Source organism: Paenibacillus sp. Y660 (assembly GCF_057221575.1).
On sequence record NZ_JBXBBJ010000007.1, the window covers coordinates 74327 to 87274 of the forward strand.

12 protein-coding genes and 1 pseudogene are annotated in these 12948 nt (G+C 44.1%); 11 read left to right on the forward strand and 2 right to left on the reverse strand.

Annotation, left to right across the window (positions count from 1 at the left end):
- Positions 1 to 112 precede the first annotated feature (112 nt).
- Positions 113 to 265, forward strand: a pseudogene (locus tag AC2TDN_RS10715) (LuxR C-terminal-related transcriptional regulator); the annotation flags it as partial.
- A 105-nt stretch (positions 266 to 370) separates the two neighbouring features.
- A complete protein-coding gene (locus tag AC2TDN_RS10720; protein ID WP_484687956.1) occupies positions 371 to 721 on the forward strand; it encodes a hypothetical protein in 351 nt (116 codons plus the stop codon).
- 47 nt (positions 722 to 768) lie between these two features.
- Here the strand turns inward: AC2TDN_RS10720 and AC2TDN_RS10725 are convergent, their stop codons facing one another.
- Both AC2TDN_RS10725 and AC2TDN_RS10730 read right to left on the reverse strand, forming a co-directional pair.
- Positions 769 to 2235, reverse strand: coding sequence for a DNA/RNA helicase domain-containing protein (locus AC2TDN_RS10725; RefSeq protein ID WP_484687957.1), 1467 nt, complete (start codon positions 2233 to 2235; stop codon positions 769 to 771).
- Positions 2236 to 2944: 709 nt separating this feature from the next.
- On the reverse strand, positions 2945 to 3118 hold the full coding sequence (locus tag AC2TDN_RS10730) for a hypothetical protein (protein ID WP_484687958.1): 174 nt from the start codon (positions 3116 to 3118) through the stop codon (positions 2945 to 2947).
- A 975-nt stretch (positions 3119 to 4093) separates the two neighbouring features.
- Here AC2TDN_RS10730 and AC2TDN_RS10735 point away from each other — a divergent pair.
- From AC2TDN_RS10735 to AC2TDN_RS10775, 9 genes are all read left to right on the forward strand, one after another.
- Positions 4094 to 5392 (forward strand): site-specific DNA-methyltransferase, encoded by a 1299-nt coding sequence (locus tag AC2TDN_RS10735; protein ID WP_484687959.1) that lies wholly within the window; start codon positions 4094 to 4096, stop codon positions 5390 to 5392.
- Positions 5393 to 5525: 133 nt separating this feature from the next.
- The gene (locus AC2TDN_RS10740; protein WP_484687960.1) at positions 5526 to 5741 is read left to right on the forward strand and encodes a hypothetical protein; all 216 of its coding nucleotides are present in this window, start codon (positions 5526 to 5528) and stop codon (positions 5739 to 5741) included.
- A gap of 35 nt (positions 5742 to 5776) precedes the next feature.
- Entirely contained in the window at positions 5777 to 6634 is an 858-nt protein-coding gene (terS, locus tag AC2TDN_RS10745) for a phage terminase small subunit (protein WP_484687961.1), read from the forward strand.
- Positions 6621 to 7874, forward strand: coding sequence for a PBSX family phage terminase large subunit (locus tag AC2TDN_RS10750; RefSeq protein WP_484687962.1), 1254 nt, complete (start codon positions 6621 to 6623; stop codon positions 7872 to 7874). The genes terS and AC2TDN_RS10750 overlap by 14 nt, the downstream gene beginning before the upstream one ends.
- Before the next feature lie 15 nt (positions 7875 to 7889).
- Positions 7890 to 9344, forward strand: coding sequence for a phage portal protein (locus AC2TDN_RS10755; RefSeq protein ID WP_484687963.1), 1455 nt, complete (start codon positions 7890 to 7892; stop codon positions 9342 to 9344).
- Positions 9344 to 10879: a minor capsid protein gene (locus AC2TDN_RS10760; protein WP_484687964.1), complete on the forward strand. Its 1536-nt coding sequence runs from the start codon at positions 9344 to 9346 to the stop codon at positions 10877 to 10879. The genes AC2TDN_RS10755 and AC2TDN_RS10760 overlap by 1 nt, the downstream gene beginning before the upstream one ends.
- A gap of 3 nt (positions 10880 to 10882) precedes the next feature.
- Complete coding sequence (locus AC2TDN_RS10765; RefSeq protein WP_484687965.1) at positions 10883 to 11167, forward strand: hypothetical protein; 285 nt, start codon at positions 10883 to 10885, stop codon at positions 11165 to 11167.
- Positions 11168 to 11309: 142 nt separating this feature from the next.
- Entirely contained in the window at positions 11310 to 11960 is a 651-nt protein-coding gene (locus AC2TDN_RS10770) for a phage scaffolding protein (protein ID WP_484687966.1), read from the forward strand.
- A gap of 24 nt (positions 11961 to 11984) precedes the next feature.
- Positions 11985 to 12941, forward strand: a complete 957-nt coding sequence (locus tag AC2TDN_RS10775) for a major capsid protein (RefSeq protein ID WP_484687967.1) — start codon at positions 11985 to 11987, stop codon at positions 12939 to 12941.
- The last annotated feature ends 7 nt before the right edge of the window (positions 12942 to 12948 follow it).

Below are 12948 nucleotides of genomic sequence, written 5' to 3' on the forward strand. Positions count from 1 at the left end.
CCATTTTCGCTACGCAACAGCACCAATGGTATCGCCCCTTCATAGTATAAGTTGACTGTATCCCTTAACCTTGTTAAACCATAAAAACCCGCGCAAGGAGGGGTGACAAACATTGAAGGGTAGCGACCATAAGAGCAAGTTTTTATTGACGCATCGTGAACGCGAGGTATTCGAGCTGTTGGTACAGGACAAGACAACAAGAGATATTGCACAGCAACTATTCATCAGCGAGAAGACCGTCCGCAACCATATTTCTAATGTAATATAATTTGAAGCACACAAGGAAATGTTGTCGTGCTTCTTTTTTATTTGTTAGAAAATATGCTGTATTGTAGGGCTTTTTTGCCCTCTTACAGAAGGGCGGAGAAAAATGACCATGAACGAATTTAATTATGAGGAATTGCTGCTGATGACTAACAAGGAGTTTGCAGACGACATATGTGTTCGTCTTGATGACCAAAAGATGATTCGCGAGGTAATGATCTATCGTCAATATTCAGAAGACAACGGCGCGGTCGATCTGGAGACTATTGGGATGGATGAAGACGCGCCTAGATTTATTGTGGAGTACATGGCGGGGTGGAATGGTGTCCCGCATGCGATGTGGAGGCATGAATTCGAACCTTTAGACGGCAAGCGTTACAGTAGCGTGATAAACGCAGATCAAGTGGCGCGATATAACCAAATGGTGGAGTTGACAAAAAAGAGCAGCGAGGGTTAATTGAACTGCTCTTTTTTTAAAAAATCGATCAATTTTGAGCCTATTTTCTATCTAATCTGATGCATAAACTTCAAACATTCGTTCAGTACTTGCTCATTATTGATTATTACAAGACACAATTTCTTTCGAGTTCTTGTGACTATTTGAAAGAGCATCTTAGCGGCATGGTAGTATGTACCTCCGTTGTAAACAAGTTTTTTTTGATCATAACTAAAAAATTGATCAATAATTGCAATCACAAAATCAAACTCTTGTCCAATCACCTCATGAGCAGTATCTTCGTTTTGTATTAGATATTTGTCTAATGGTTCTTGATAAAATCGTGATGGGGTTAGGTTTATGGCTTTCCATCCTCGTTTAGTTTGAGAAATAATATAATCTTGTGCATCTTCATTTTTTAGAAAGTACTCAATATGTACATTTGTATATACCTGCGATGGGTTTCTTTTGGATAAGTCGAATAAATTCGTAATAAATGATGCAAGTTCCTTATTGGTTCTGATTTTATCAGTAAGCTTATGTATTTCTGTTGCTGAAGACAAAATCAACTTTGGAGCATCACTCATCTCTTCAGTACGATGTAGATATTGTTGAGGATCAAACGAAAAAATATAAGTCGCTTTACTTTGTGAATTCAATTGAATCAAATGATTCAGCTGAGGAATTCTGATTCTCTGGGCTTCATCAATAATAACAACATCGTAATCTTCAAGTTTTATATACTGTAAATTCTTTATTGGCCATATGTCCCATCCAATTTCCATTAGTTTACTGTGTCCATCGTTAAGAATTCCACAATGGATTAATAAAACATTATATGAGTCACTGACATATGATCTTGCAAGATCATATGTTAATAGAGTTTTTCCAGTTCCTGCGGACCCTTGGATTGAAACAATTCTTGGACGGGTAGAGTTTGATAAAATTCTACTTTTTATTTCTTCTTGATGATCTGTAAGAAAGTACTCTCCACTTAAAAAAGATTCAGTTGAATTAAAAGGAGACACTAAATAGTTTGTAGGGTCAAACAGATCATGTAAGTTATCGATTCTTACAACTGATTGTTTTCTTAAGATTGTACTTACCCAATTGCTACTGACCTCCTGAAGATCATCGTTTGAGTCAAGATATAGATACTTACCTTCAGAAGAGATGAAAGTAATATTAAATACTTCTTTTCCAAGAAAACTTAGATAGTATCTGTTCTGTATTAATTGTTTTTGAATCCTGTTCCCTGTATTTTGACGTTTCAGTTCAATATTAATAATATAGTTTTCACCAAACCTTAAGAGATCGAATTGCTTACTAATTTGATTAATTTTAAAACCAACAAAGATATCATTTAAGTATTCGATTCTTTCTGATACATTGAGGATACTCGTGGTTAGGGATTTAATATCCTCTAGCTCACCATCGTTTACTTCTATTGAATAGTTTTTAAGATATAGGTCAAAAACTTCACTCGACAAACTTTCATATGCGTCTACTAAAGATGATAAGTTAATTGGCTCCATTAGATACCTCCTGGTAATATTGTCTTAATTTTACACTATAGTCATATGAAAACGGAAGTAAAAATGAAACTTTAGAACTATATTTTTTGAATAACCTATTTTTTGTCATGCGTCCGCCACCAATAGATAAGAGAGCAAACAAGAGTATCACCCGACACACTCACATACCCATTCCGGCAGTAGGCAGGCTTCGAGCCATAAGGAATCCTAAAATCCGCAAGGGTACCGCAGCGGGCATGCTGCTCTATTTGTTTCTTAAGGTCCTACGTACATCAAATGTAGTTTGTGCAAATGTTGACGGAGGTGATCGGTTATCTCTTCACCTGACGCCCATAATTGCCACGAGAACAAATGTTTGGTGTTCTGCCTCGTAACAGGACACTAAAATACAAAGTCTCTTAAAATGGCATTGTGAGCGTCTGGTGATGTGCGTTCTTTTTCGCTATATCAACCAGCGTGGATTAAGCGACGACTCAGCCAGCTCCGCAGGATCGTTTGGCTGCCGAGATCATGACGAGGAGGATACCTTCGTCATGGTGACACAGCCTGCGGAGTGTTTTAGTAAATGATGCAAAAGAAAGTGCGAGGTTGTAGGTTCGAGTCCGGCAAGGAGTATATTTTTCTTAAGCAATCGAGCATATGGTTTTTGTTATATCATAAAAATACCGCTCGCAATATTTGGGATTGCGAGCGGTAGAGTATTGTTGTGTTAAAAGTTATTACTATAAATGGAATTGATCGCTTCATCCATGCTAGTCAAAACAGTATTGAAGCATTGTGCTATTTCTTCAGGTTTGGCCGCATTAATTCCGTCTTTAACACCTCTTGCTGTGATCCAAGCAATAACGATTTCAGTAGCGAGTTCTTCTTTGGATTTAGACATTTGTATCACCCTTTCGAATTATTTTTTTGATATTCTAATTTTACTAGGAAACATATTCCAACATCAAGTAATATAAACCGAGTTTAAACGACATTAAACGCCAGCGTTTGCACATTCGTTAATGCTCTTTGTATCGATTTTATTATGATTCGAGAATCAGAGGTTTTCAATCTCAATATAATGAGTTTGGATTAATCATTCCTGAAAAGGGTGATATCACAGAAGCACTTAAAGAGTTATTAGTTTCTGAATACTCATAATTCATTAAGCGCCTTCGGGCGCTTTTTCTTTGCGAAAAAAAGTACATCCGAGAGATTAAGAGAGTACGAACGTGTGTTAGGTGTTTTTCTTAAAGAAAACGACTATACTGGCGTTTGACTCCAAAATGTTCCATCGATATAATGACCTTGTTCTTCCTCTCAAGTTACAAAGTTCCTATGCTTTTAATATAATCGCCGTTCTACGGCGTACATTGCATTTAATGCGGAGCGAAGCGTGCCGCATTGATCTGTATCGCATGTTATAATTCAACCAAAGAGCGTTGAATGGAGGTTTGGTTGAATGATTGAATGGAAAGAGTACGACCCGAGTAATCCGCCGCCTAAAGGCGTATACCTCACATTGGACAGTATGAAACGAATAATCACAGCACGTCCTAATGGCACCTGGTGGGAACATGAACGTTTCGATTCTCCAATCCACCGCGTGACACATTACGCACAAATAAATTACCCTGATAGTAGTCGCCCTTAAATGGAGCGGCTTTTTTTATTAAGTAGGGCAGGTAATAGAAGAAAGTCAAAATCTTTAGAACAAGCTATATTACATACATGCTTATATTGGTAAATACTACAAGTCGTCTTTAATTGAGGTGGCTTTTTTTATTGTCATATAGGACCAACGAATATAGAAATTGCATTTGTATCAAAAATTTTGATGTTGTGAATACCAACTCAGCTCAACGAGGTGATAAGTTTGGAAATTAGAATAATACCTATCGATCAGATAAAAAAAGCAGCATACAATCCACGTGTTGATCTCAAATCGGGTGATTTGGAGTACGAAAAGCTTAAGCGATCCATTGATTCATTCGGTTACATTGACCCGATTATTTGGAATGAACGCACAGGCAATATGGTAGGTGGGCACCAACGATTTAAAATTATGGTCAATGAAAAAAATCATACTGAATTAGCTGTTTCAGTGGTGAATCTGGATGATCAACAGGAGAAGCTGCTGAATATTGCCCTGAACAAAGTGTCCGGTAGATGGGATGACGAGGCTCTGGCGCGGCTGATTGTCGAATTGAAAATTGATGAAGAAGATTTGTCGCTGTCGGGATTTGATATCGAGGAAATTGAACAACTCATAGAAAATTTCCAAAAGGATACGGAAATCGATGCACCAGTTACAGAAGACAATTTCGACGTACAGCGTGCACTAGATGATATTCAGGAACCGGAGACGAAGCGTGGTGATGTGTGGCAGCTTGGTCCGCATCTTTTAGTATGCGGAGATGCTACGGATGCAAAAGACGTAGCGTTGTTGATGGAAGGAAAACAAGCATGTTTGATCGTGACGGACCCGCCTTACAACGTGGCGGTGGAGAGTGATTCAGAGCGATTAGCTGCTGACGGACGTAGCTCTATAATGAATGATGACATGCCTGCAGAGGAATTTGCGGGCTTTCTTCATGCCGTTTTCGGGCGGTATGCTGCCATTATGTCTCCAACTGCTGCGATCTACGTCTTTCATCCTTCTTCCTACCAGCGGGAGTTTGAGGATGCCATGAACACGGCCGGCATCGTGGTCCGTTCGCAATGCGTATGGGTAAAGAATGCGGCATCGTTCGGCTGGTCACAGTATCGATGGAAGCATGAGCCAGTGTTCTATTGTCATCTGAAAGGCAAAGCTCCTGCTTGGTATGGGGATCGAAGGCAAACGACAGTATGGCGAGCTGGGCTGCCAGAAGAAATTCCAGAACCGTCTTCGGTTTGGGAAGTGTCCAGAGGAGACGTAACCAAGTACGTCCATCCAACGCAGAAGCCGCTGGAGTTGCTGGCTATCCCGATTGGGAACAGCAGCAAGCGAGGGGATGTGGTAGTCGATTTTTTCGGAGGATCCGGCAGTACTCTGATGACATGCGATCAGCTTGGCCGGACTTGTTACACTTTGGAGCTTGATCCTGTCTTCTGCGACGTCATCAAGCAACGGTATCATTCGGCCACTGGCAATGAGCCGGTACTTATCCGCCGTATAGACCCAACGGCATAATAAAAGGAGGACGCTGTAACGTCCTCCCCCTACAACCGGGTCCCCCCGGCTGAGATAGCGGAGACCACGCGCGTGGATTTCCGTAAACCGCTATCTCGTTTTCCATAATAAAGGAAAGCCGAGGGAATCCACAATGGGAACAAGCCACGAACGCGATGATTTATTGAAATATGAGCTTATGGTGATGGAAGGGATCATAGAATCAAAGTCTAAATATCGTAAGATCATCCAAGCTGGCATAGCTCGCTGGGTGAAAGACTTTCAAGATGGTTTGATTGAAATAAAGACAGTTGATGATCTGAAAAAGCTGATTGAAATTGATATAGAGTTACAAAAAGACGATCTCTAGTGGTTTGAATTCACATCGGGGGGTGGTGGTATGTAATGGCTAAAGAACGTAGCCCGAATCAAGATATTGCTAAGAAGATGTGGATTGATAGTGGTGGTGAGATGAAGCTAAAGGATATCGCCGCCACTTTAGGAATTGGCGACACTCAAATCCGAAAATGGAAATCACAGGGGAAATGGGCAGATGATCTGAATAGTAACGTTACCAATAAACCTAATAGTAACGTTACCAAACGACTAGGCGCTCCTAAAGGTAACAGAAACGCTGTCGGAAATAAAGGCGGAGCTCCAATAGGAAACAACCGAGCACTGGGTAACAAAGGCGGCCACGGCGGTCCACCAGGTAATAAGAAGGCTGTAACAACTGGTGAGCATGAGGCCATTTGGCTGGATACGCTAGAAGAAGATGAGCAGCGGTTGATAACATATGTGGACACCGACCCCGAGTTGCAAACTGATGAGGCTATCATGCTTCTATCGATTCGTGAAAGGCGGATGCTCAATCGCATTAAACTGCTTACAGATGGGCTATCTGAGAAGGAAAGGCGCGTCCTATATGAGTTGAAAACTATAAAAGATGCAAATACGGTCCACGATGAGAAAACGGGAATGACAAAAACTATTCCTTTTTCACGAATTGAAATGGTTGAAAGTCAAATAGAGGAGAAGGAATTCCGCAAACTGGACGACATCCTTGCTTTGGAAGAGGCGTTGACTCGTGTGCAGGATAAAAAACTAAAGGCTATTGATTTAAAACATAAAATATCTGGAGCTGAACAAAAACTTCGAGTAGAGAAGCTCAAAGCCGAAGTGAGAGCCCTTGGAGAGACCGGAGATATATCGCCAGTGCAAATCATTGATGACATCGGAGGCGAGGCTGATGCGCCAGATTAGGCTCTCTGATATCGTAACAGAGATGTTCAAAGACTTCTGGCGGGCTTCTAACTCGCAACGGTTCTTGAGGCATGTCTTAAAGGGTGGACGGGGCTCTGCGAAGTCGACGCACGTGGCGCTCAAAATCATCAAGGATATGATGAAATACAAGGTGACAGCGTTGTGCGTGCGTAAGGTAGCGAATACGCTCAGTGAGTCGGTGTTCGAGCAGCTTAAGGATGCCATAGAGATTCTTGGCGTGGAAGATAAGTGGCGCGTCAAGACGAGTCCGCTGCAGCTCATTTACCTGCCATGGGGGAATAAAATTATATTCCGGGGAGCTGACGATCCAAAGAAAATCAAATCGATCAAAGTCAGTAAGTTTCCGATAGCGATCCTCTGGATAGAAGAATTCGCTGAATTTAAAACAGAAGATGATGTTACGACCATTGAAAACTCTGTGCTACGCGCCGAGCTGAAGGATGGTCTTTTTTATGCCTTTTATTACACATACAATCCGCCAAAGCGTAAGCAAAATTGGACGAACAAGAAATACGACACGAAGGTGGATTTACCGGTCAATACGTTTGTGCATCATTCAACGTATCTTGGCAATCCCCACATATCCAAGAAATTTGCGGAAGAGGCGGAAGAGGTCAAGCGTAAGAATCTACCAAAGTACGAATGGGAGTATCTCGGCAAGGCGATCGGCAGTGGTATTGTTCCGTTCGATAACTTGACGTTTCGGAAAATTACGGATGATGAGATCAAATCGTTCGACAACATCCGGCAGGGCATTGACTGGGGATACGGTACGGACCCCTTATCATTCTTACGCATGCACTACGATAAGACACGCCGGCGTCTGTACATCTTTGACGAGATATATGGTGTCAAGCTCTCCAATCGTAAGGTAGCTGAAATGATCAAGGCCAAGGACTACCACAACGACATGACCATAGCTGATAGCGCTGAACCGAAATCAGTCGATGAGATGAAGGGTTACGGCCTCCGTATTAAGGGAGCGAAGAAAGGCCCGGGATCCGTCGAATATGGCGAGAAGTGGCTGGATGATTTGGAAGAGATCATAATCGACCCTTCACGATGCCCGCACACGGCAAAGGAATACGAGGATATTGACTATAAGGTCGATAAGGACGGCAATGCGCGAGCTGAGCTTGACGATTCAAATAATCACAGCATCGATGCAACGAGGTATGCCTGCGAAGGCGACATGAAGAAACCAGGCGTTTCATTCTAGGGAAGGAGGAAGCCTGTGAATAACGAGATCAAAGAAATAATCGAAGGCAATGCGCCAATGTCTCTCGATCAAATCATCAAGCTCGAGGTAGATGAGTGGATGACATCAGAAGCCAGGCGATGGATGCTGATCGGTGAACGTTACTATCGGGGGAGCACAGATATTTTATACCGCAAGCGTGAGTTTGTAGGGCCGGACGGAAAAAAATTCGTTGATGAAAATTTAGCGAATAACCGGAATGTCCACAACTTCAGTCGTAAACTTGCGGATCAGAAAGTCGGTTATCTGCTCGGCAAACCTTTGAGCGTCCAAGCTAAAAACAAATCCTATGAAAATGCACTGACCGATGTGTTTGATAAATCGATGCTAAGGACAATCAAGAACATTGGCAAAGAAGCAGTGAACAAAGGCATTGGCTGGCTGCATGTCTATTATGACGAGAGCGGCGCTCTGAGCATTAAAAAGATGCGGAGTGAAGAAATACTTCCGATCTGGATGGACGAGGCTCATACCAAGCTACAGGCTGTCATACGCCGGTATGAAGTGATCGTCTACGAGGCGACAACCAAAAAGACAGTCGTGCGTGTTGAGTGGTGGGACATAAACGGCGTGAAGCGATACACCTATGATGGCGGTCTACTGCCCGATCACGAGTCGGGGGCTGAGGGTTCTCATTTTGTGGTTATGGATGGCGAGAAAGAGCAACCGCTCAACTGGGAGCGCGTCCCGTTCATCCCATTCAAATACAACGATGAAGAGCAACCCCTCATCCAGCTTATTAAAACCCTAGTTGATGATTACGACAAACAAGGTTCAAACAACTCCAATAACCTGGAGGATTTGCCCGAGAGCATATATGTCATCAAGAATTATGATGGAACCGATCTTGGGGAATTCCGGAAGAACCTTGCCGGGTACCGCGCTGTAAAGGTTACGGATGACGGCGGCGTCGATACGATTAACCTGCAAATCAATACAGAAGCCTATAAAACGCATCAAGACATGACGCGGAAAAATATTTATGAGTTTGGGCGTGGTGTTGATTCGCAATCCGATCAAATCGGAGACAGCCCAAGCGGCGTGGCCCTGCGCTTCTTATATGCGGATTTGGATATGGACGCCAGTATTATCGAGACAGAGTTCCAAGCGAGCTTAGAGCAGCTCCTGTGGTTTGTGGACACTCATCTGCATAACACTACAGGCGTGGACTATTCAAGCGAATCGGTTGATTTCATCTTTAACCGGGATATGGCTGCTAATGAGGCTGAAATCATTGAGAGTCTTTTAAATAGCACCGGTATCCTATCAAAAGAAACGATAGTCGCGCAGCACCCATACGTCACTGATTTAAACGAGGAGCTCAAGCGAATTGAGGACGAGGAGCAAAAAGCGTTGGCGAGCGCGGACAACTTCCCAGGACTACGGAATGAAGATGGTACAGGCGGTGCAGCGGGCGGAGGTGGGGCTTAATGGAATCCGCATCCTATTGGAGTAAGCGCACGGAGCAGATCGCCAACGGCGTGCATGAGGATGCGGATGCCTACGCTGCGAGATTACGGAGCGAGTACCGCAAAGCGCAAATAAGCATTCAGCGCGATCTTGATGCTTTCTATACGCGGTTTGCCAAGAACAACGAAATCACGTTTTCTGAAGCGCAGAAGGTCCTCACAAGAGGGGAGCTCAGAGATTTCAAGTTGACGCTGCAGGGGTTTCAGGCGCTTGCTGTGAACAATCCTGATGGGCGCTGGACGAAGAAGTTGGACAATGCTTATTTCAAACAGCGAGTGACGCGGCTGGAAGCACTCCTGCTACAAATTGAAAACTCATTGAGGGTACTGAGCGCCGCTGAAACAGAAGGGCTTAAAGCGACTCTGAACAGCGCCTACGTGAACACCTATTACCAGACGCAGTTTATGATCAATCAGGGCATAGGAGTTGCGGTATCGTTGGTGAAGATCGACACGGAATTGGTAGAGAGCATTATCGCTCGTCCTTGGCTCGCCTCCAACTATAGTAAACGGATATGGGGCAACACGGATAAGCTTGTTCAACGGCTACAGACCGACATTGCACAGGCGATCATCCGGGGCGACAGCAATACGAGGCTGGCAAAGCGACTTGAAGAGGACATGGGCGTAAGCTTCCGGCAAGCGGAACGCCTGATTCGGACTGAATCTAGCTTTATCCAGAACGAAGCGAGCTTTGATAGCTACAAGCAAAGCGGAGTCGTAGGTAAGTATCAATATCTAGCGACGCTGGACAGCCGTACAAGCACCGCATGCCGTGGGATGGATAATAAGGTCTTTGATCTAGCCGACAAGCAGATCGGCGTTACCTGGCCGCCGCTGCATGCCAACTGCCGCTCCACGACCGTTCCATACTTCGATGATGATTTCGATCCAGGCGAGCGGATCGCCAAGGATGCGGACGGAAAAACCATTTTTGTTCCATCAGATATGACCTATGACGAGTGGTATAAAAAGCATATAGTCGATGAAATTGGCCTGGACAAGGCTGACCAAAAACAAAAAATGATTAGAAATGAATCCAGCGACCGGAAGTTGCATGAGAAGCATAGAACTCTACTAGGAAAAGATGTTCCGAAAGACTTTAAGTCTTATCAAGAGATGAAGTATAATAATCCTGAGACTTGGGCTTCAACCAAGCGACAATACGATACTTTTGATAAAATCAACAACGGCCAGTACACGGATGAATATAAAAACAAGCTTCGAGATACTTATCGCTATTTTAAGAAAGATGGCAACGAGTTTACTGTACATGCATTAAACAGAACAATAGGCCAGAAGCAAAGTGCAGGGAAAGTAAGCTTCAGCAACGAAAATATTCGCGACATGCTCAAGAAACCAGCTGGTTTCTTGCAGCCAAACGGTCACAAGGTAAGATTCGAAAATGACATCGCGGTAATCCAAGCAGCTGATACGAATGAGATCGTGAGTATCGTTACAAGAAATAAACCTAAAGCAGATTGGACGGAGGTGTAATTGGTGGCGGCAGCAAAATTACTAGCAATGATGAATGATCTTTTAACAGGCACCATAGGCGCGGAGCTATTTTCTTTTAACTTCCCTGTGGTGTTACTCAACGAATCAGATGAGTTAGAAAAGGAAAACAAACCCTTATCCAACTTGTTAAATGAGGATATGCCGGAATATTGCTCATATTTCGAGCCGGATGAACAAGCTCGATCACAATCCGATGAATATCTGGATGAAGCAGAATTTAAAGAGAAGGTAGCCGCAGTTTATGAGCAGGCTTTCAAACTTACTTAAAAGCACTCTCAACCATTATGGTTAAGGTGCTTTTTTTATTATGAGTCGCTAAATAAGCGGCTTTTTATTTTGTCCTGCCACACGACCTTAAACTGGGTAAATCGACCGGACACACCCGGGATAACAAGTGAGGATGATATAAATGGATTGGTTGAAAGATTTGTTAAAGGCGCAAGGCTTGACGGATGAGCAGATTACGGCAATTGTGGGAGGTGTGGAGACGAATTACAAGGGCTACGTCCCCGAACATCGCTTTAAAGAGGTCAACGATGCCAAGAAGGTGGCAGAGGATAGCTTGAAGGATCGCGACAAGCAACTCGAGGAGCTGAAGAAGACTGTTGGCGCCAGCGATGAGCTTAAAAAGCAAATCGAGACGCTGCAGGGTGAGAACAAAGCTGCCAAGGATAAATACGATGCTGATGTGAAGGAACTCCGTTTGAATACCGCCTTGAAGCTCGCGTTGACCGGCCAGACCCACGACCCCGACCTAGTAGCCGGGCTACTGGACAAAACGAAAATCGAACTGGACGACAACGGCAATGTAAAGGCCGGACTCGAAGATCAAGTTAAAGCCCTGCAAACGAGCAAGGCTTTTTTGTTTGTTCAAGAAGACAAAGGCGGCGGACAGTTTCAATTCAAAGGAGCGAAGCCTCCTGAAGGTGGCGGCGGTGCTGGTGGCGGCGGCGGTCAAGTCAACCCGTTCAAAAAGGAGACGTTCAATCTCACCGAACAAGGCAAGATGATTCGGGATAATCCTGAGCTCGCCAAACAAATGATGGCAGCAGCAAAATAAAAACAAGAAAGAAGAGTGATATAAATGCCAGCAACAAGAATTACGAACGTTATCGTTCCCGAAGCATTTAACCCTTATTTGATTAAACGCACTATGGAGCTTTCCGCGCTGGTTCAAGCCGGAATCATCGTTCCAGATTCCCAGCTTGATGATCTCGCGGCAACAGGCGGCACAATCCTTAACATGCCTTTTTGGAATGATCTTACGGGCGAATCGGAAATTTTGAGCGACACTAATCCGCTTGGCGTTAACCACATCACCACAAACAAGGATATGGCCCGCTTGCATGCTCGAGGTAAAGCATGGGGAGCAAATGACCTTGCTAAGGCATTGTCTGGTGACGATCCGTTACGAGCGATTGCTGATTTGGTGGCCGCTTGGTGGAACCGCGACCGCCAGAAGATGCTTTTCTCCACGCTGAAGGGTGTGTTCTCGGCAGCGAGCATGTCCGGTAACCTCAGCGACATCTCGGCTTTGTCCGGCAACGCTGCTGTAATCAGTGCCGCTACGACTGTTGATGCGCAACAAAAGCTTGGAGATGCTGCAGATGGACTTACGGCTTTCTCGATGCACTCGGCAGTATACTCCAAACTGCTGAAAGATCAATTGATTGAGTTTCAGGTAAACCCGACTACAGGAGCTAAATTTGCGACCTATCTCGGAAAAGGTGTTGTAGTCGATGACGGCCATCCAAACGCCGCTGGCGTCTATACAACTTACCTGTACGGACCAGGAGCAATCGGACTCGGTAACGGTGCAGCGCCAGTTCCTACTGAGACGGATCGAGACAGCTTGCAAGGTGACGACATTTTAGTCAATCGTCAGCACTTTATCTTGCATCCACGTGGTGTGAAATGGACAGAGGACAATGTCGCGGGTGTATCGCCTACCAATGCTGAATTGGAAACTGCGAGCAATTGGACTCGCGTATACGAGAACAAAAACATCCGTATTGTTCAGTTCAAGCACAAACTTGCATAGGAGGCTG